Source organism: Saccharibacillus endophyticus (genome assembly GCF_013185185.1).
Taxonomy (GTDB): Bacteria; Bacillota; Bacilli; order Paenibacillales; family Paenibacillaceae; genus Saccharibacillus; species Saccharibacillus endophyticus.
Window position 1 is genome coordinate 93,615 of the sequence record NZ_JAAZWE010000004.1, and the last position, 20,135, is coordinate 113,749.

General features: G+C 55.2%; 16 protein-coding genes and 1 riboswitch. Of the genes, 4 read left to right on the forward strand and 12 right to left on the reverse strand.

Annotated elements, in window-relative coordinates; genetic code table 11:
* Nucleotides 1–34: 34 nt before the first annotated feature.
* The 4 genes from HRQ63_RS15165 to HRQ63_RS15180 form a co-directional block, all read right to left on the reverse strand.
* On the reverse strand, nt 35–934 hold the full coding sequence (locus HRQ63_RS15165; RefSeq protein WP_172245251.1) for an ATP-binding cassette domain-containing protein: 900 nt from the start codon (nt 932–934) through the stop codon (nt 35–37).
* A gap of 117 nt (nt 935–1,051) precedes the next feature.
* On the reverse strand, nt 1,052–1,441 hold the full coding sequence (locus HRQ63_RS15170; RefSeq protein WP_172245253.1) for a GntR family transcriptional regulator: 390 nt from the start codon (nt 1,439–1,441) through the stop codon (nt 1,052–1,054).
* A 28-nt stretch (nt 1,442–1,469) separates the two neighbouring features.
* Nucleotides 1,470–2,189 carry a hypothetical protein gene (locus HRQ63_RS15175; RefSeq protein ID WP_172245255.1) on the reverse strand — a complete coding sequence of 240 codons (720 nt, stop codon included), beginning with the start codon at nt 2,187–2,189 and terminating at the stop codon, nt 1,470–1,472.
* A gap of 293 nt (nt 2,190–2,482) precedes the next feature.
* Nucleotides 2,483–2,671: a hypothetical protein gene (locus HRQ63_RS15180; RefSeq protein ID WP_018977850.1), complete on the reverse strand. Its 189-nt coding sequence runs from the start codon at nt 2,669–2,671 to the stop codon at nt 2,483–2,485.
* A gap of 914 nt (nt 2,672–3,585) precedes the next feature.
* On the opposite strand from HRQ63_RS15180, the gene HRQ63_RS25950 reads away from it, so the two are divergent.
* Nucleotides 3,586–4,896 carry an MGDG synthase family glycosyltransferase gene (locus tag HRQ63_RS25950; RefSeq protein ID WP_229714212.1) on the forward strand — a complete coding sequence of 437 codons (1,311 nt, stop codon included), beginning with the start codon at nt 3,586–3,588 and terminating at the stop codon, nt 4,894–4,896.
* Nucleotides 4,897–5,328: 432 nt separating this feature from the next.
* Here the strand turns inward: HRQ63_RS25950 and HRQ63_RS15195 are convergent, their stop codons facing one another.
* Nucleotides 5,329–7,017, reverse strand: a complete 1,689-nt coding sequence (locus HRQ63_RS15195) for a glycoside hydrolase family 13 protein (RefSeq protein ID WP_172245257.1) — start codon at nt 7,015–7,017, stop codon at nt 5,329–5,331.
* Between the two features lie 327 nt (nt 7,018–7,344).
* Here HRQ63_RS15195 and HRQ63_RS15200 point away from each other — a divergent pair, with 327 nt between their 5' ends.
* Complete coding sequence (locus tag HRQ63_RS15200; RefSeq protein WP_172245259.1) at nt 7,345–8,331, forward strand: DUF5050 domain-containing protein; 987 nt, start codon at nt 7,345–7,347, stop codon at nt 8,329–8,331.
* Nucleotides 8,332–8,408: 77 nt separating this feature from the next.
* On the opposite strand, the gene HRQ63_RS15205 is transcribed toward HRQ63_RS15200, so the two are convergent.
* Both HRQ63_RS15205 and HRQ63_RS15210 read right to left on the reverse strand, forming a co-directional pair.
* Nucleotides 8,409–9,824 (reverse strand): nucleobase:cation symporter-2 family protein, encoded by a 1,416-nt coding sequence (locus HRQ63_RS15205; protein WP_172245261.1) that lies wholly within the window; start codon nt 9,822–9,824, stop codon nt 8,409–8,411.
* A 74-nt stretch (nt 9,825–9,898) separates the two neighbouring features.
* On the reverse strand, nt 9,899–10,486 hold the full coding sequence (locus HRQ63_RS15210) for a xanthine phosphoribosyltransferase (RefSeq protein ID WP_037284970.1): 588 nt from the start codon (nt 10,484–10,486) through the stop codon (nt 9,899–9,901).
* Between the two features lie 272 nt (nt 10,487–10,758).
* Nucleotides 10,759–10,858: riboswitch (purine riboswitch) on the reverse strand.
* A gap of 146 nt (nt 10,859–11,004) precedes the next feature.
* Between HRQ63_RS15210 and mscL the strand changes: the two genes are divergently transcribed.
* The gene (gene mscL, locus HRQ63_RS15215; protein ID WP_216673962.1) at nt 11,005–11,490 is read left to right on the forward strand and encodes a large conductance mechanosensitive channel protein MscL; all 486 of its coding nucleotides are present in this window, start codon (nt 11,005–11,007) and stop codon (nt 11,488–11,490) included.
* An 860-nt stretch (nt 11,491–12,350) separates the two neighbouring features.
* Here mscL and HRQ63_RS15220 read toward each other — a convergent pair.
* Together HRQ63_RS15220 and HRQ63_RS15225 are read right to left on the reverse strand one after the other, a co-directional pair.
* A complete protein-coding gene (locus HRQ63_RS15220; RefSeq protein ID WP_172245263.1) occupies nt 12,351–12,656 on the reverse strand; it encodes a hypothetical protein in 306 nt (101 codons plus the stop codon).
* Between the two features lie 186 nt (nt 12,657–12,842).
* Nucleotides 12,843–13,994 (reverse strand): hypothetical protein, encoded by a 1,152-nt coding sequence (locus HRQ63_RS15225; RefSeq protein WP_172245264.1) that lies wholly within the window; start codon nt 13,992–13,994, stop codon nt 12,843–12,845.
* A gap of 310 nt (nt 13,995–14,304) precedes the next feature.
* Here HRQ63_RS15225 and HRQ63_RS15230 point away from each other — a divergent pair, with 310 nt between their 5' ends.
* On the forward strand, nt 14,305–15,069 hold the full coding sequence (locus HRQ63_RS15230; RefSeq protein ID WP_229714213.1) for a GTP pyrophosphokinase: 765 nt from the start codon (nt 14,305–14,307) through the stop codon (nt 15,067–15,069).
* Between the two features lie 181 nt (nt 15,070–15,250).
* Here the strand turns inward: HRQ63_RS15230 and HRQ63_RS15235 are convergent, their stop codons facing one another.
* The 3 genes from HRQ63_RS15235 to HRQ63_RS15245 form a co-directional block, all read right to left on the reverse strand.
* Nucleotides 15,251–16,075: a M15 family metallopeptidase gene (locus tag HRQ63_RS15235; RefSeq protein ID WP_229714214.1), complete on the reverse strand. Its 825-nt coding sequence runs from the start codon at nt 16,073–16,075 to the stop codon at nt 15,251–15,253.
* A gap of 54 nt (nt 16,076–16,129) precedes the next feature.
* Nucleotides 16,130–16,963 (reverse strand): hypothetical protein, encoded by an 834-nt coding sequence (locus HRQ63_RS15240; protein WP_172245270.1) that lies wholly within the window; start codon nt 16,961–16,963, stop codon nt 16,130–16,132.
* Nucleotides 16,964–17,037: 74 nt separating this feature from the next.
* On the reverse strand, nt 17,038–20,118 hold the full coding sequence (locus HRQ63_RS15245; protein ID WP_172245272.1) for a DEAD/DEAH box helicase: 3,081 nt from the start codon (nt 20,116–20,118) through the stop codon (nt 17,038–17,040).
* Nucleotides 20,119–20,135: the final 17 nt, after the last annotated feature.

Consider the following 20,135-nt stretch of genomic DNA (forward strand, 5'->3'; position numbering starts at 1 on the left):
CAAAGCGTTATGCCGTCGTATCTGGCTGCTACTTCTACAAGGTGTCTACGGAAATGCCTCCGTTCATCCAATGCTCCATCATCTCGTCCAATTCCAGTGCGCGTACCCGAATCGGTTTGGTGCCGGCTTCTTCGAGCAGCGCCGCCGCGCCTGCATAATCCAGCGTAACGAAGCGCACCATGCCCTCCGACTCGATCGCGGATTCGACGACGGCCGGCATCTCTTCCAGCAGTTCGTCGTCGCGGGCAATCCAGATTTCCCGGCCGCGATCCAGCAAAGAATCTTTTTCGAGCATACCGAGCGAAAGCCCCTTTTCAACCAAAATCAGATAATCCGCCATCCGCCGTACTTCCTCCACGATATGCGTAGACATCAGCACGGTCGCGCCGTCTTCGTCCACGCAGCGGCGAATTTCGTTCATCATCGTTTTCCAGGCAAAAGGGTCAAGGCCCGAAGAAGGCTCGTCGAGCAGAAGCAGCTTCGGCCTTGTCGCCAGCGCAACGGAAATTTCGAATTTGCGGCGCTGCCCCTTGGACAGTTTGTTCAACTTTTTGCCCCCCGGTACGTCAAAGCGATGCAGCAGTTCCTCGTACCGCTGCCAATCCCATTCGGGATACCAAGATGCTCGAAACTCCGCGACCTCGTCCATCTTGAGACCGTCTTCTTCAGCGATGAAGTTCTCCGGCACATAAGCGATCCGGGATCGAACCTCAACAGGCAATTCACCCGAATGCGTCTCTCCGAACCAGGCCATCTCGCCCGAATCCGGGCGAATCAACTGAGCGGCCAGCTTCATCAACGTCGACTTGCCGGAACCGTTGCGTCCGATCAGCGCCGTTACATAGTTTTCGTACAGTTTGAGATCAACGGGTCCCAGTGTCATCCGATCTCGCTTTTTTACGACGTTCCGCCATTCAAGCACCGCATTTTCCATCGCTTCCCACTTCTCCTTCATCCTCTGGCGTATGCTTCTTTGCCCGGATCGGGAAGCTCCTGTATTACAGTCCTTTGCCACATTGATGCGAAAAGGGCTTTTTGGCAGGATTCCCGTTTATTTACGCTCCGCTTCGCGAAGCGTTTCATCCAATAGCTGACGAAGCTCCCCCGGCGTATAGCCGACCGACCTCGCCGTATCCATCAGCTCGCGCACCGCTTCCAGCACGATCTGCTTTTTATAAGCCTCGCGATCATCCGTATCCACCTTCGTCACGAAGGTTCCGGTTCCTTGACGCGTGCGCAGCAGTCCTTCGTTCTCCAGATCCTGATACACGCGCCGAATGGTGATGACGCTGCATTTCAGGTCTGCGGAGAATTCGCGGATGGACGGCAGCAGCGTACCTTCGGCGATCTGCCCGGTCACGATAAGCGAGCGCAATTGCGTCTCTATCTGATGATATAAGGGCTCCGCGCTGCTTTCGTTGATTTGAACGGGTATCCGCATGACTTCACTCCTTTATGTCCCATGATGCTTATGCCAGGTTTCGTTTGGGCAATTTGATGACGAGGGCGCGGTACGATACATAGATCGACAAGACTCCCGCCGCGAAAAACGACCATGCAATAGGAGAAAAGACGCCATGTTCCTTACTGATTCGCATAGTGCCTTCTACGATATGCACGCCCGAAAAATGCAGGATCAGCACAAGCAGCGTCAAGGCAATGACCAACACCAGGCTGTACCAGAAATAAGCTTTCCCGCGTACCGACAACTCAAGCACGATGTAGGCGCTGTTGCTGATCAGACCAAAACCTGTCCATAGTAACGCAAAAGCAACAAAAGCGCCCGGGTTCAACTGTTCGCGAATCCCTGAATGCAAGACATACATCAATCCGAACAACAAAATACCGTTAAATACCGTGGCCAATGCTAACTGCTGGCAGCGAGCCAATGCAATGACCTTCGGCGAGATCGGCAGCACGCGGTAATAAGCCAGCATCTGCGTATACGAATCTTCCGCAATAAATTTCATCATGCGTCTGGAAAAATAATATCCGGTCATCGACGCGACGGCCCAAAAAAACAAATCGGCGACAAGCGAAAATCTCGGTTCCTCGGATATCATCGAAACCATAAGTCCGCTGAAAAAGGCCATGTACGCAATAAACAAAGTCGAAGCGATCAGATAATACCGATCGATCTTCAATTCCCGACCCACGATTCGCCAAGCGTGATTCCAGATTCTGTCCACCCCTTACCTCCGTTCTGCTCTACGCTGCACAGTAATGCGATAAGTCCCGTAGTCTGTGCTCCTGTATATATCAACAAGCACAATTTAACCGAATTATTTCTTTTCGTCAAGCCACCCTTTCGGCAGCCAAAAAAACCGTCCTCCCGGCATAAAGCCGAAAAGGACGGTCGAGATTGTTCGCTAACAGGTACTTCGCATATTGCCGATTTTGATCGTTTTGCCCGCGTTGGGTCGCAAAGCAAAGGCATCTTCACGATAAATCCGGTTACGGCCTAAGCCGCCTGAAACTTTTCTTAGGAAGCGGACGAGTTGAGCTTGCCCATCTCGTTCTCCACCACCAGCGTCAATTCTTCCTCGTAGCCGCCCATAATGTGATACTTCCGAACGTATTCTTTTACGAATTTCTTCGGATCACTCGGACGGAAAATACGAGTCATTTCCCGCAGACTTTCCTTGACTTCGTTATGACCTTTGGTCGCCATCATAATTCCCTCCCGGAACGTATTTCGTTATCGAGAATGTCAAAAAAATCTGCTGCCGACAGACGCCCCTTAAGGTTATCGCCTTGTCCGCCGCGCTCCGTTGCCTTGACTACCGGCCAACGACGGTGTCGCCGCGAAGCTAAACATCCACCTAATTTCTTAAATACCCGACGAAATGCTTACTGAATCACTTCCGGTTTGCCCTTTCTTCTCTCTCTTTGGCCGGATGCGACTCTCCTCCAAACGAAAAACGAAGCTAATGAACAGATTTTAAGAAGATGCTTACTTACGAGTATAACATTTTTCGACGAAATTGGATATGAAACGCGAGCAACGGTCACATTTCTATTTTCCTTTTTCAAGTTTCAAGTTCTTTACGAACTTATACATATAGACGCGGAATGTTCGGGAAAGTTGCTGGGGGGAGTGGGAGCGAGTCCGTTTCGACCTTCGCTTGGTTCGTTTTCCTCCCCCTCTGATTGGAATAAAGGATTTAGAGGAAGGGGAGGAAAGCCAAAGGCGCTACGGTTCGAAACGGACTCGCTCCCCGGGGTGTAGTGGGGAGAGGGGATTAAAGAGTAAAACCTTAAGGGATTAACAGCTTGAGAGATTGAGACATTGAAATTTTGGGCGGTTTGTCTTTCGGATCGAGAAACTCCAAACGTAACTGGAAGCAAGAAGACGGAGAGAGAAATTCAGTGAAAGACGCCTTTGAACTCGGAAAACTCCTTATTCAAATCCCATCCATTTTCCGAGTGAGACAGCGAATTGAACGAATTTCTCTCGCAGTCTTCTCGCTTCCCCCGCCTACGTAACTTTCGTGGGCGGTCTGAAGACGCTCTATCACGCAAATTGTGAATGTAAAGAAAAAGTTGATATGATAGGATCATCTCGCAATTCCCAGGGAGGAAACTATGCAAGCGCAGGAACCTAACGTGCTGATCCTGTATGCCAGTTACGGCGACGGGCATTATCAGGCGACCAAAGCACTCGAGAAAAGTCTCAATGAACGCGGTATTCATCGCGTGAAAATGCTGGATCTGATGGCCGAGGCGCATCCGAAGCTTAACGATCTGACCCGATTCGTCTATATGCAAAGTTATCGAACGATTCCGGCCCTCTACGGCCTTGTCTATAATATGACCAAAGACATGAAAGCGGATAAGCCTTTTGCCCATATTCTTCATGCTTTCGGCACGCGCAGGCTGGAAGAGTATCTGAAGACCGAGCGGCCGGGAGTCGTGATCCATACGTTCCCGCAGATGGTCATGCCGAAGCTTCGACGCAAGATCGGGATGGATATTCCGATCGTCAATGTCGTGACCGACTTTGATTTGCACGGCCGTTGGCTGCATCCGGACGTGGACAGGTTCTATGTCGCGACGGAAGAAATGCGCCAGGAAGCGGCCGCGATCGGGATCGATCCGGAACGGATTACCGTCAGCGGGATTCCGATCAAAGAAGGCTTCGGATTCGGCGCGGCAAAAAGCGCTTCTGCGTCCGACGCAGAAGTTACGGGTGCAAGAGCCGATTCGGGCGAAAAGGAAAGCGAAGCGTCGACAGCGCTGCCGACGCTGTCCGGTTCTGTTCAACCCGCGCCTTTTGCGGAATCGCACGCACACGAATTTGCCGCGGCCCGCGCGCTGCGCAGGAGCGAATCGCCCGTGCCGGGCATTTCGCTTGATCCCGCGCGCAAAACGGTGCTGCTTATGGCCGGCGCTTACGGCGTGATGCTGGGCTTGCGCCGCGTCTGCGACCTGCTGCTGGAACAAAACGATATCCAGATCATCGTCGTTTGCGGCCGCAACGAAGAAATGCGCACCGGCCTTGCGCAGCAATACGCAAACAGCGAACGCATTCAGGTGCTCGGCTTCACCGACCGCGTCGCCTCGCTCATGCGGATGAGCGATTGCATCGTGACCAAGCCCGGCGGCATTACGCTCGCCGAATCGCTCGCCTGCCGGCTCCCGATCTTTCTGTTCCGCCCCGTTCCGGGGCAGGAACGCAATAACGCCGTCTATCTGGAAGCGCAAGGCGCTGCCTTCGTCTCCCGTACCGCCGACGAGTTGGCTGCTCAGATCGCCTCTCTGCTAGGCGACCCGATCAAACTTCAAGCCGCCCGCGACCGCGCCGCCGCCTTGGGCCATCCGCACGCGGCCGACGAAATCGCCGACGACCTGATCGCTCGCTACCTGAGCGATCAGCCTGCGGAGGTTACCAGCTAATCAGGCCTTATTCGGAATACAGACTCCAAAAAGAACCGAACCTCTATACTTGCTCGGGTTAAGCTTTGCCTTATGTCACGTCAATAGTCGGTCTTTTTCACTCCATTCTCCACTCCAGTTCGGTCGTGCCGACATCTGCCGAACTGGAACTTTACTTCTCTCTACACTCCTTTCTTCTATTCCATTCTTCCCTTCCCCCAAAAAAGAACCTCTCCCCTTTTTCCGTAAAGGCTCCCGCACTTTTTGCCGTTTCGCCAAGGAGAGGTGCAGCCCGCGGAGGGAGAGTGTCGCGAAGGTCGCCTTTGAGATCGAAGATCGAGACAGCGACCGCAGCGATACTCCCCCGCAGCATCCCGGGCGCAGCCGCTCCCCCCGAGAAACGAACCGGCAAAAAGTCAAAGCCTTCCCGAAAACAACCGGGAAGGCCCTCTTTTAACTCAACTTATACACCCGTGCCTCGTAAGGCCGCAGATTCAGGCTGTACAGCTCCTCGCCGTCGATCGGCTCGTAATTGGAAATCAGCAGCTCTTCCTTCATGCCCTGCAAATCTTCCGGCCACTCGAACGTCGGCGCGCCGCTGAAGAAGTTCAGAATGACGAGCAGCTTCTCATCCTCCCAATTTCGTACGAACGCGTAAATCTCCTCATGCACCGGCAGCAGCAGACGATAATCGCCGTAGACGATAACCTCGTGCTTTTTGCGCAGCTCGATCAGTTTGCGGTAATGGTGGAAGATCGAATCCGGGTCGCGGCGAGCCGCTTCCACGTTGATTTTGGGGTAATTCGGATTGACGTCCATCCAGGGTTGGCCATCCGTAAAGCCCGCGTGCTCCTCGAAGTTCCACTGCATCGGCGTACGGGCGTTGTCGCGGCTTTTTTTCCAGATCCGCTGCATGACTTCTTTCTCGTCCATGCCGCGTTTTATGCACTGATTATAATAGTTCAACGTTTCCACGTCGCGATATTGGTCGATCGACGGGAACTGTACGTTGGTCATGCCGATCTCTTCGCCTTGATAGATGTACGGCGTTCCCTGAAGGGTATGCAGGAACGTCGCGAGCATTTTGGCCGAACGCACCCGATAATCGCCGTCGTTGCCGAAACGCGAGACCTGGCGGGGTTGGTCATGGTTGCTCATGTAGTTGGCGTTCCAGCCTTTTTTGTGCAAAACGGTCTGCCAGCGGCTCATGATCTTTTTCAGGTCGATCAGCGTCCACGGCTTGATGTCCCATTTGCCCGTACCGCCCGATTTCGCGTCCAGGAACATGTGCTCGAACTGGAAGATCATGTCCAGCTCATTACGGCCTTCCCCGACGTAATCAAGCGCCTGCTCGGGACCGAGACCGGATACTTCGCCCACGTTCATGATGTCGTAAAAGTCCAGCACGTCTTCGTTCAGCGTCCGTAGGAAATAATGCACCTTGTCCAGATTGGAGAAAAAGTGGTACGCCTGCACGACCGGAAGGTTTTGCGGGTTGTCCGCGTCCGGAAGGCCTTCGGCTTTGACGATATGCGAGATAGCGTCGAAACGGAAGCCGTCCACGCCTTTTTCCAGCCACCATTTCACCATGTCGTGCAGCTCGCGGACCACCTCGGGATTTTCCCAATTGAGATCCGGCTGTTCCTTCGCGTAAAGGTGCATGTAATATTCCTGCGTCCGTTCGTCGAATTCCCATACGGAGCCGCTGAAATACGATTCCCAGTTGTTCGGGTAACCGCCGTTTTCTTTCGGTTCGCGCCAGATGTAGTAATCCCGCTTCGGGTTGTCTTTGGAGGCGGAGGACTCGATGAACCATTCGTGCTCGTGCGAGCTGTGGTTCAGCACCAGGTCCATAATGATGCGGATGTTGCGGGCGTGCGCTTTTTGCAGCAGTTCGTCGAAATCTTCCATCGTGCCGTATTTGCGGTCGATGCCGTAGTAGTCGCTGATATCGTAGCCGTTATCGTAGTCCGGAGACGCGTAGATCGGACAGATCCAGATCGCGTCGACGCCGAGCTCCTGCAAATAATCCAATTTCTCGATGATGCCGCGCAGATCGCCTTTACCGTCACCCGTCGTGTCTTTGAAACTGATAGGATAGATTTGGTAAATGACGCTTTCTTTCCACCATTTTTTATTCATGAATTCACCCCGACGCGAATAGTAGTACCTTGTCAACACCAAAGATAAGGTTACGTTCCCCCGAGATTTCGTACCTAAGCCGTGCACGAAGTCTCCGACGGAATTGTTATTTCAGGAAAACGTAATCCTCTGATTAAGAGTTGAAAGGGTAGTCGTGCAGCCGAACCGTGCGTTTTTGTTTGTCGTCTATCCTTATTGTAACCATGTTAAGGGCAGGTTCTTTCAAAAATTCAGGAAGTGAGCAGAAAATGACGGGGTAAATCGCGCAGAAGTGTCAGAACTTTCATAATAATGGACGCGTTCATTTTTGAAAGAGGAGGTGCTTGGATGGGAATGGCAAAAAAAAGCCGGCGACGAATCGGAGCATTTTCAGGGATATTCATTCTGTTAGCAGTCGCTTGGTTATTGTGGCACAATCATACCTCCTACACGCCCGACCCCGAACTTTATCGCTTGGGACAGAGCTTGCCGACGGAAGAAGGAAGCTATTTTTTGCAAACGGACGGGGAGCGAACATTTTTTATCGATCAGCAGGCGGGGCGGCGCATTTATGCCATGAACGCGCAGGGAAATGAGGTTGAATTGATATCGGATCGGCCGGCTCTACAGATTCTTTTGCATGCAGATTGGCTTTATTATACGAATCGCGACAAGGACGGCGGCATTTATCGGATAGACAAAAACGGACATAATCGCGAAAAGCTCGTAGCTTCCTCCTTTTCCAGTCTGATCGGGATTGCAAACGGACAGCTTTATTATCTGGACAGCGACGAGAATTATGCGCTTAAGCATGTGGATCTCCGGTCGGGAAACATCGGAACCTTAACCGCGGATTGGATCGGTCCTGCCGCAATTCATGCCGGGAGATTGTATGTGGTGAACCACTCCGAAGATCGGAACCTATACGTGATGAATCCGGACGGAAGTCAGGCACGGGAATTGATTGCGCAAAGCGTATACAAATTCTTTTTCACTTCAAAAGGAATCGTGACGCAGACGGAACGAGGCGAGATTGATCTGCATCGGCGCCAAGCGAACGGGGAATACCATACGGTTCGGCTGCTCGATTACGCGGCAAAAGTCTCGATCGTCAAAGATCGCCTACTATACAGTCTCGATAACGGGATCATGTACCAAGCGGCCCTCCCCGATAAAAACCAGAAAGCTCCGCCCTCGACAAACGATGCGCCCGAGCCGCTGCTCCAGCCTGATCCTCCTGTGTTTGGAGAGTTTTTCGTCGTTGGCGATTGGCTGTATTACTATGATTCGATGAACACATCCGCCAAGCTGCATCGTATCGGTTTGCCGAAATGATCCTGTTTTTCAAGTCAAAAAGGACCGGATTCCCTCTTCATAAGAGAAATCCGGTCCTTCCGATTGAACGGCACGATTTAAACCGCGCTGCCTACGCTATTTTTCGAAGCGTCCGCCGAGGAAGTTTCCTGCGCCGCAGCTTCTTCCGCACCGCCGAATACATCGTCGTCCGGCGTGACTTTGAGATGACCGTTCTTTTCGCCCAATCCGTTAAAGAGCAGGTTCATGATAATCGCCGTGAAGCTGCCGGCGATGATGCCGTTGTCCACCAGGATGCGAAGCTCTTCCGGCAGCCCCGCGAACAGTCCCGGTACGACAGAGACGCCGAGTCCCATGCCGACGGAGCAAGCGATGATGAACAGGTTCTCGTGGCGGGACAGGTCGACCTGATCGCCCAGTACGCGTACGCCGGACGACAGGACGAGGCCGAACAATGCGACCATTGCGCCGCCGAGTACCGAAGACGGGATCAGCTGCGCCGTAGCCGCGATCTTCGGGATAAAGCCGACGATGACGAGCAAAATACCGGCAACGGCAACGACGTCGCGCGTTTTCACGCGGCTCATTTGCACGAGGCCGACGTTTTGCGAATAGGTCGTGTACGGGAACGAGTTGAAGATACCGCCCAGCATGATCGCCAGACCTTCCGCACGGTAGCCTCGCGCAAGCTCTTTGGAGCCGATGTCCCGGCCGACGATGCGTCCCAGCACCATGAAGACGCCCGTGGACTCGACCACGCTGACGATGGCGACGAGGATCATGGTCAGGATCGCGCTGAGGTTAAAGACCGGAGCCGCGAAATGGAACGGCGTGATCGCGTGGAACCAGCTGGCGTTCGCAACCGGGGAGAAGTCTACTTTGCCCAGGAATGCCGCGACGACCGTACCGACCACAAGGCCGATCAGGATCGAGATCGAACGGATAAATCCCGTCGAGACACGGTTGAGAATCACGATAAAGACCAGGACGCCGAAGCCGAGCGCGATGTTCGACAAGCTGCCGAAATCTTCCGCGCCTTGACCGCCGCCCAGATTCGTCATGGCCGTCGGGATCAACGTCACGCCGATGATCGTCACGACGGAACCCGTCACGATCGGCGGGAACAGACGAATCAACTGGCCGAACAGGCCGGAGAAAATGAAGATGAACAAACCGGAAGCGATAATCGCCCCGTAAATGGCCCCGATGCCCATGCCCGGCGCGTTGCCGATCATGATCATCGGCGACACCGCCTGGAACGCGCAGCCGAGCACGACCGGAAGCTTGATGCCGAACAGCCGGTTGCCCCATACCTGCATCAGCGTCGCGACGCCGCACGCCAGCAGGTCGATCGCGATCAGGTAGGTGAGCTGCTCCTGGGTCATGCCGATCGCGTTGCCGACGATCATCGGCACGACGATGGCGCCCGCGTACATCGCGAGAACATGCTGCAAGCCGAGCGAGAAAGTTTTCGCCGGATGGCGGTGTTTTTGGAAAATGCGGTCCGAACTCATAAAACGTGATTCCCCCTAGAATGATTGAAGTCGAAGTGCATGATGCCTATAAAGCGAGCTGCGTTTAAAAGGTACTAGTGTACGGTTTCTTCCGTTGCGAACGTCACTTTTCCGTCTGCGAGCGAAGCGATACGAACCAGCGATTCCACGCGGTAACCGGCTTCTTTAATACGTTGAGCGCCGCTTTGGAACGACTTTTCGATCACGATCCCGATTCCGGCCACCGTCGCTCCGGCTTGCTCCGCGATGCGGGCAAGGCCCAGCGCCGCTTCGCCGTGGGCGAGGAAGTCGTCGATGATCAGCACCCGATCGTTCGGGAACAGGAATTTTTTCGATACGGTCACGTCGTTGCTTTGCTCTTTGGTGAACGAGTAAACCTTTTCCACGTAAATGTCTTCCCGCAGCGTCAGCGACTTCTGCTTGCGCGCGAAGATCATCGGCACTTCAAGCTCCAATGCGGCCATGATCGCCGGAGCGATGCCGGACGATTCGATCGTCAGCACTTTGGTGATGCCTTCGGCTTCGAACAAGCGTGCGAACTCTTTGCCCACTTCCTTCATCAGCACAGGGTCCATCTGGTGGTTCAGAAACGAATCCACTTTCAATACCTTTTCGCTCAACACGATGCCTTCGCTCAATACTTTGTCCTGCAATAATTTCATCATTAGTTCCCCCCGGATGTCTGGTATAAGGCGATTGCCCAAAGCGGAAACGCAAAAAAGCCCGCCTCTCTCCCGGTGCGGAAGAAAAACGGACGATGGAAAGAACGACTGCGGATCTCGGGAAAAGGTCCAGCCCGGCAAAGGCGAAAGCGTCCGTTCGAGCGGCGGGTACATCCTGCGCGAGTTCCGAAGAAGCACTGCGCAAGGCCTGCTGCCGGGGTCGAATCGGTTAAAGCTGTTCGCAAAACGCCGGTAAACCGAAGCGACGAACGCTCCGGGCAGTCGTTTTCCGTAGTCCGATCGTTCCGGCGACCGGGTAGAGACATGCGGGCCGATTCCCGCACCTATACGAAAAACAGAATAATGGTTGAAGTATACTCCGAATCGGTAAAAATGAAAAGTGAAAATTACATGAAAGGTGAGTTTTCATTTTGACGATTTGATGTACAATGGAAAAAACGTATTACATCATTCAAGCGGCTTCAAACGACCCTTTCAAGTAACAAGGAGGAATTTTCATGGGAATCGTCAAGGAATTCAAAGAGTTTGCGATGCGCGGCAACGTTATCGACCTGGCGGTCGGCGTGATTATCGGGGCGGCGTTCGGCAAGATCGTGACGTCTCTCGTCAATGACATCATCATGCCTCCGCTCGGAAAAGTGATGGGCGGGATCGATTTCGGCAGTCGGTTTTGGAATCTCGATCCGGACATCACGATGGCGGACGGTTCGCCGATCCGCACGCTGGCTCAAGCCCAGGAAGCCGGAGCTTCGGTTATCGCGTACGGACAGTTTATCAACAACATCATCGACTTTTTGATCGTGGCTTTCTGTATTTTCATTCTCGTGAAGGGCATTAATATGCTCAAGCGGAAAGAACATGAGAAGCCGGCGCCGGAAAAAACGACGCGCGAGTGCCCGCGCTGCCTGAGCGAAATTTCCGCCAAGGCCAGCCGCTGCCCGCAATGCACGTCGGAACTGGAACCGGAAAAGGTCGGGGCTTGACTTGCGCACGAACTGCTTGGCCGGATTAGATTCGCAGGTTTAGCACGGCCCATGCACCAATATCCGTTCAACATCGGTTCGTTCCAACTGATCGGGCAAGCGCAATCCGGAGAAAACAAGGTGTAACGGATCGACATGACGCTTAGAAGCCCGAATCGGGGAATTGAGATTTGTAACGGAACGAGATGACGCTTAGCGGCGAAAAGCTGATTTTCGTGCCGATTTCATCCGTTTTTCCGGTTTAAGCGCCCCCTAAAATCCGTTACGGATTGCGGATCGCAAAAATGAGCATTCTAACGGACATGCGATCCTTTAGCCGCGGATCATGGATTAAGGCGAGCGAGGTTCAGGCGATAAAGAGCCGTTCGTTTCGCGCTGCAACCTCTAATGCTACAGGTTCAAGATACTCGGATGTTCGGATTCCAAAAGAAAAGCTCAAGGCATCTTCTTTCGCGGAAGATACCCTGAGCTTTTTTGTTTGCAGGTATGCAGGGGATGACTCGCTACGTAAAAAGGAGCTTTTGAAAGTTGTCAGACATCGAAATACCTGCAAATATCCAGTTAATTCACAACAGATCGTGACATAGTTGAAAATAAGCGCATATATACAGTTATATTAGGCAAAAGACTCTGATAGCTTGCCAATAGCGAAAATTAACTGGATATATGCAGGTATTGATTTGAAATTTCGACATGCGAGAAAATTAACTGGATATATGTTGTTATTTTTGGTTAGAGCGAGAGCAGGTCGCCGAAAAAAAGAAAAGGCCGGCCTGGCGGCTTTAGGGGAACCCTTCTTGAAGCGTGAAGGGTTCCCGCGTGGAGCTCCTCCTTCCTAAATACGAAGGAGGAGCTCCACGCTAAATCGGTCTGTTGCGATCCGGAAGCAGATTGGCTACGATCGAATTCAAATCATGATCGTCTTTCGTCTTCTCCTGGCCCGAGTCCACTTCGCGGATGCGGATCCAGCGGTAATCCGCGGACGGGTCGAGAGGTTTGAAGATCAGCTGCTCGGCGTCGTCCAAGCGGACCTTATAGCCCATGCGGGCAAACATTTGCACGAATTTCTCTTCGCCGGGCTGTTCGCCTTTGCCGACTATGATCAAGCCTCTGAGCTGCTTGGGCTCGTCTCCGTGCATGATTTCAAAATGTACGATACATTCCATGATCCTTCATCCTTTCCGAGCTGAGCGTTTACACCGACTTTGAAACATTTTTCACATCTATACTTATTTATACGTCTTATCCTGCAAAACGTTGCAAAAAGCAGAAAATCGGCGCTAAAACGTCAAACTTCTACCCGCACGGCAGAAGTTTGACGGGGCAATAACGCCAATTCCGAACCTATTCGATTAAATCTGTTCCGATGCGCAATGCGGACACCACTTGGAGCCTTTCGGCAGTCCGCTTCCGCAGACCTGGCAGCGCACGACTTCGCCGACGGGACGACGGACGATTCGTTCATCATCATCATCATCTTGTCGGTCAACTCCGCGATCCCAGGAAGCGATCAGGCGATCCAGTTCGTCCTGGCGCTCCTTTTCGCGTTCTTCCCGCTCGCGCTGGCGCCGCTCATGCTCCGGATCCACGGTAGGCTCCGGATTTTCTTCATAAGAATCCAGATCCGGTTGCGGCTCGACCGCAGTTGCGCTTTCACGATCTTCTTTCATTTTTCGACGCTCGCGGATGCGAATTTCGCGCAGTTCGCGACGTTGACGCTCTTCGCGTTGTTCACGCGTCTCCTCAGCCTCTTCGTAGCCGTCGGCTCGATCCTGCGGAGTCGACATATACGAATCCGATTCATCGGCCTGGCCCAGTTCGAAGCGCTTCGTTTCAAACTGCTCATCTTCGTCTTCTTCGCCGAACGATCGCGCGGCCGGCACGCGCTCTTGCACCGGTTTCTCCGAATAAGCCTCTGCATTTGCGTGATACGCATACCCGCTGTCAGGGCCTGCATCATCGGAGCGATAGGTCTTAACCTCTTCTGTATCATGGGCTGAATCGCGGAACGGTTCAGCCTCGCGGTCCTCTTCGAGTTCAAAGTCCGGATCTTCAACCAGATCGTGAACGGCTTCCGCTTCGACATGAGGTTCATCGGAAGCTTTGCGCAGTTCTACATGCCCTGCTGTATCAGCAACTGATTCTTCGGCAGCGGCTCCCCATTGCCGTCCGCAATGAGGGCAGGACACGGCATCGGCATCCAGACGCGCTCCGCATTCGCACAGTTGTTCGTTACGCAGATCCGCAATCCGCGACCGCAGTTCTGCAATTTCCTCGGTCAACAGATCACAGGCGGTGCACAATTCCAGAATCTCTTCTTCCGCAGGCGCTGTATTTCGTTTGCTATAATTTTCGTAAAAGACCTGCCCCATGCGCAAATAATGCACTTCGATCTCACGCTGAATGTCCGAGATATGGCTGTTCAGTTTGCCGATCTCCACCGCGCTCTGGGCACGTTCGGAAGCACGTCCGGCTCCGTCCCTGATCCGCTGTAAAAAGTTCAATGTCGTCTCCTCCTCTATGCCGGCCTCTCGCAGCCTTCCGCGGCCGGAAAAGCCGGCGCCGCACGTTCCCCGTCTTCACGCTCATGACGGCGGATTCGTTCCCCCGCTTATCCGGTTACATGAATAAGACAGGTATTCGCGGTGGAATGCCGAATGTTCGAAAGCGCAAAGGCTTTTCGGCGCATGGCCGCTTTCGGCAATGTAATCCCCTATGCTTGTCAGTTTACAATAGATGCGCCGTTCCTACAATCCAACACCATTTCAGGAGAAGATCAATTTGCATAGACAGCTTAAAGATTTAACAACTTCCGTGTCAGACAGAATCCAGCCAGACCGAACATCGCACCCCGAACAGACAGAAGCTTTTTTACAGCAGGATACGCCGGAAAAATCCGAACGCGAGGCTTTGGTCCGGTCCGCTTGCGATCCCGAAGACGGCAGCCTGTTCCCCGACGGAGACTGGGTGCAGCCTCCCCTGCTTTACCGACATGCCCTCGAAAAGCTTGAAGAAGAGATCGAAAGCATCCGTCGGGAGTGGAAAAGCGCGGAAGGCTTTAGTCCGATCGAACATATCAAGACGCGAATCAAGGAGCCCGCCAGTATTTTAAACAAGCTTGAGCGTCTTGGCGTCGAAGCGTCCGCCGAACGGCTGGCGGATCAGATTCACGATATTGCGGGCATGCGCATCGTGTTTCCTTTTGTAACGGATGTCTATCTGCTCCTGGAACGAATCTGGCAGAGTCCCGATCTGCATGTTCTATGGATTCGCGATTATATTATGGAGCCCAAGCCTAACGGCTATCGCAGCCTTCATGTGCTCGTATCCGTTCCGGTCACGCTGGAAGGCGTGGACTGCCGGGTTCGCGTCGAAGTGCAGATGCGGACGTTGGCTATGGACTTCTGGGCCAGCCTGGAGCATATTTTGCTCTACAAATACGACCGCAGAGTACCGGAGCATCTGGAACAGGAGCTCGCTTCCGCCGCCGGAGCCGCCGGAGAACTGGATCACAAAATGCTGGCGCTGCGCAGCGAAGTGCTGTCCCTGAGCGATGAAGACGAACGTTCAGGCAAGTGAAGAAGCTCCGTCGAAGCTGCCGGATGCTGCGGCCTTGCCTAATCGTCAATAGCGAAAAGATAGAAAATGACCTCGAAATCCATGCACGCATGGAGATCAAGGTCATTTTGTCGTGCCGAAATTTCATTATTGCCTTAGGACGCGTACGCAAAGTCATGCTTATCCCGGCAGCAATCTCGACTCACTTGCCGCTGTTCAGGTTGCTCTCGTCGAGATACTCTTCCAACGACAATCCGCTGGCATGCACGGCTTCGGCCAGTTCTTTACCCACATAACGGATATGCCAAGGCTCGTACGAGTAACCGGTCTGCTCTTCTTTCCCCTTCAGATAATGCACGATGAAGCCGTATTCCTGCGCATGGTCAGCCAACCAACGGCCTTCCTCCGTATCGCCGAAGGTCTGCTCCAGATCGTTGTTCACGCTGAGCGCGGACACGTCCATGGCAAGTCCCGTCTGATGCTCGCTCGTACCGGGAAAAGCGCTGACTTTGGCCGCTTCTTCTTCGCCCTTGATCGAGACATTACGGTCATAAATATTCTTTTGCCGCGCATACGAACGGTAGCCGGATACGGCATACAGCTCGATATCCGCCGCCTTTGCTCCTTCGAACAACCGCTCCAGCGCTTCTGCGGCTTCCTTGCGCAGATGGCTCTTCTCCTGCGCTTCTGCGTCCCCATACGAAAACGGGACGTCCGGGATGACCAGATCGGAAGGCTCATAACCATCCGGTAAATAACGCTCTTTATTCACGACGACGCGCATCGAAGTTGAATTGGTGACTACATCTTTGCCGTCCTTTTGTTCAAGCGTAGCCTGAAGCGAATCCGCCGCGAACGGGCTCGGCGTACTTGTCTCTTCCGCGTTGGCTTGTTCGCCGGACGGCTGCTGCGCTTCCTGATCCGGCTTATTCGTTGCTCCTGCATCTCCGCAAGCGCTAAGTAATCCGGCTGCCAGTGCCGTTCCCATTGCAACGGCTGCCCACCTGGACACCTTATGTGTAGTCATGTTGGTTCCTCCCTGCTGTCTTGCTCTGCTCCGCTGCTTCTGGTCTCGTCTCATTCAATTCGGGTTCCCCATGCGCGCACGCATGGCCCGGCGCAGCTCCGCAAGCGCCGCTTGAGCCGGAGCCTCATCCGGCAGCAGCGACAGATCGCAGGGCTCCTGCGATGCGTCTTCCCTGCCGGATTCAGGCGCTTCCGGCAATCGGCCGTGCTCGTGCAGCACGCCCTTCTCCGCCGCCGAGGCGATCCACTCGGCGATCTCCCGGCCGCCGCCTTCGGAGGCGGCTCGGGGCGCGGCCTTCGGCGCCTCGTCCGGGGCGACTGCCCAGCCGTCGCCCCACGCGGCCAAAGCCGCGCCGGCCAGCTCGCCGGGATCGATGCCGGCGAGCGTCAGCCCGAACGCCAGATGCGTTCGGGCTGCTTCGGCCGCCGCTTGAAGGGCGGCCGTCACTTCCGGGCCGCCGCCCGCTTCCGCGACGGCCAGCTCCCAGGCGGCATCGCCGCCGTCGAACGGCAGCTCCGTTCGGACGAACGACATGCCTGCGTCGTTCGTTTCCACGGCAGCGCTTATGCCGATCGACTCGTCCTCTTCGGCATCCAGTTCGCGATCCTTGGATGCTGCCGCAAGACGAGACGACCCGGCTTCTGCCGAAGCCGGCTTTCGCTTGCTTGCGGACCGGCCGGGAAGCCGTATGATCTGCTCGCCGCATTGGCCGAGCAGATCATACAGGCCGACTGCCGAGCGCCCGGCCTGGCGCTGCCAATCCGCCCGCTGCTTCGCCGTGGCGGCATGCAGCGGAATCTCGACTTGGCGAGAATCCCGGCCTTCCTCGATCACGGCGACCAGCAATCCGGGTTTCGCCTCTAATTGTACTACGTGCAGGCTGTTCATCTCTATATAACCCCTCTTCGCCGGGCGCGCATCCGTCATTTTACCGTCTATGCCCCCGGACGCCTCTACGGCGCTTACTGGATCTGCTCGCCTTGCAAAGACACAAGCGTACGCAGCTCTTCGTTGGACATCTCCGTCAACCAGCGTTCTCCGGTTCCCGTGACGCGTTCGGCCAGCGTTCTTTTATTTTCGATCATCTCGTCGATCCGTTCCTCGAGAGTCCCCTGGCAAATCAGCTTGTGTACCTGTACCCCGCGCTGCTGCCCGATTCGGAACACGCGGTCCGTCGCCTGATTCTCGACGGCCGGGTTCCACCAGCGGTCAAAGTGCACCACATGGTTCGCGCGCGTCAGATTGAGTCCGAGCCCGCCCGCTTTCAGCGACAAGATAAACGCATTGGCGCCTTCGCCTTCCTGGAAGCTTGCAATCATGCGGTCCCGTTCTTCCTTTTTGACGGCCCCGTGCAGGAACATCGGCTCTTCGCCGTACCGTCGATTCAGCTCCTCGGCCAACAATTTGCCCATTCGCACATATTGAGTGAAGATCAGCACAGATTCACCGTTTTCCCGAATGCGATCGAGCAGCTCGACCAACTGCATCAGCTTGCCCGACTTTTCGGCTTTGAAGCCGCCCGTATGCTCACGAATCAACGCCGGATGGTCGCAGATCTGCTTGAGCCGGGTAAGTGCCGACAATACGATGCCCTGACGAACGGTACGGCTTGAAGCTTCGGTGCTTTCCACCTTGTTCATCAGCTCGCCGACCACGGATTGATACATGCCCGCCTGCTCGATCGTCAATTCGCAATACGACTTCAGTTCGATTTTCTCCGGCAGGTCCTTGCGGATATCCGGGTCGCTTTTCAGGCGTCTGAGCATGAAAGGCGCCACCATCGTCCGCAGCTTGTCGCTCTCTTCGGAAATCTGCGGCGCATTGGCGCCGAAGCGTCTGCGGAACGAAGCGGCAGAGCCCAAATAGCCCGGATTCATGAATTGGAAAATGGACCACAGCTCGGCGAGGCGATTCTCGACCGGCGTCCCGGTTACGGCAATCCGGTGCGGCGAATTGAGCTTCATTACGTTCTGTGCCTGCTTCGTCCCATAGTTCTTGATCGACTGCGCTTCGTCGAGCACCACCGATGTCCAGACGAGGCCGCGGAATTCTTCGACGTCGCGCCCGATCAACGGATACGTGGTCAAAATGATATCGTGCTCGCGAACACAGCGCTCGAACGCTTCGCCGCGCAACCGCTGGGTGCCGTGGTGAACATGCATCGTGAAGTTCGGCGCAAAACGCTGAATCTCCCGCTGCCAGTTGCCGAGCAGCGACGTCGGACAGACAATCAGCTTCGGCCCCGGAGACGGATGGTCGAGCAGGCAAGCGATCACCTGTACCGTTTTGCCCAGACCCATATCATCGGCCAGGCAGGCTCCGAAGCCCATCTCGCGCATCGAGGAAAGCCAACGATAACCTCGCTCCTGATAAGGCCGCAGCGTGCCGTTGAGCGCGTCAGGTACCGAATGCTTCGAACCGGTCCGCCCCCCGCCTCGCAGAAGATCATACAGAAGTCCGTAAGTTTCGATCCCCGAAACGCTGACGCCGTTCCAGATCGTATCCTCCTCGGACGCCGACAGCTTGAGCAGCTCGCCGAAAGTCATCTCGTGCACGGTCTGTTTTTTGAGCAGGCGCAGCACTTGACGCACTTCCTTCACGTCCACTTCGATCCACTCCCCGTTCAGGAACACCAAAGGCACGCCGTCCTCGGCAATCCGTCGCAGTTCGTCCAGACCGATCGACGCGTCGCCGATCGTCGCCTCCAAATCGAATTCCACCAATTGCTTGATCCCCAGCGACGCTTCGCCTTCTCCGCTTCGGCTCGGTTCCAACCTGGCCTTGAGCTTCACTCCCGCCGCCCGGCGGCCGCGCTTGGTGAAGCGCGAAGGCATTTCGATCCGAACGCCGGATGCGCGCAGAGCCGATACGCCGGACATCAGGAATTCGAACATCTCCTGCGCGCCCAACCAGGCTTCTTCCGGGTGAGGACGGCGAAGTGCCGTTTGCAGCTGCGGCGCTTGCTGCGCCGCGCGTCCGAGCAGCATTAATAACTGACGCTTAGGCTCTGCATAATGACGACCCCGAAGGACCAGTTCATCGCTTTGCAGCCGCCAAATCTCGGAAGCCGGCAGCGAAGCCCCCGTCTCCACTTCGTCTTCGGCACGAAAAGCCAGGCGCCATCGATCTTCTTCCGTACTGTCCGGATCCGAAATTCGCGGCTCCAATCGCAGCCCCAGGCGAAGCTGCGAACTTGCCTCTTCTCCGGGATCGGCACTCTCGGGCACCGCTCCGCCCAACGTCCCGATCCGTTCGGACAGCTCTTCGATATCCTCTGCTCCGCCCTGCACTTTGGTTTCGCGCTGCGGGTCGATCAGACTGTTCCACCACAGCGAAGCCAGCGGCGAATAACCGCGGCGATAAGGCAGCCGCATTTGCGGGAGCGCGCTGCGCATCGTGCCCAGCATCATTCGCATCTGCCCGTCGATCATTGCCGACAGGAACGAATGCAGCACCAGCTCGCGCGCTCTTCCCAGCGGAGGCGACTCTTCTTCCGCCGAGACCGCTCCCGGCGCCGTCAAGCCGACAGGCGGCATCGCGGCGGCCAACGCGGAAAATCGTTCCCGATCCTCAGGTCTTTCAAGCAGCGGTTTCCATGTGCCCGTGAACGTTAGCTCGGATGCCCGGCGCGCGCTTACTCGTGCCGCCGGATCAGCTCCCGGCGCAAAGCAGCCGGCCGCCAACAACTCGCGGGCGAAGCTGACTGCCGCGCTCCAGTAGCGCATCTCCGCCCCGGGCGCAAAGCCCTGCGCGGCAAACTGCTGCTCGTTCAGATCCGCCAAAAGCATAAAAGCTTCCGAAGCGGGCAAAGCCAATCCTTCCAGTGTACGGCCCCCGAAGCCTCTCCCGCGCCCGCGACGCGACGAAGCTCCCGGCCAACGCAGCTCGGCCAATCTCAGCGCCGCCTGCCTAAGCGGCTTATGACCGCGAATATCCAGTTTTCTTGCCTGCCGGGTCCAGGCGTCCACCTTCGGCTCCGACGTTTCGCCGGAAAAGCAGAAGAAGACGTCTCCCAGCCATATTCCATAAAGCGGTTGATTCATGATTGTCCCCCGTCTTG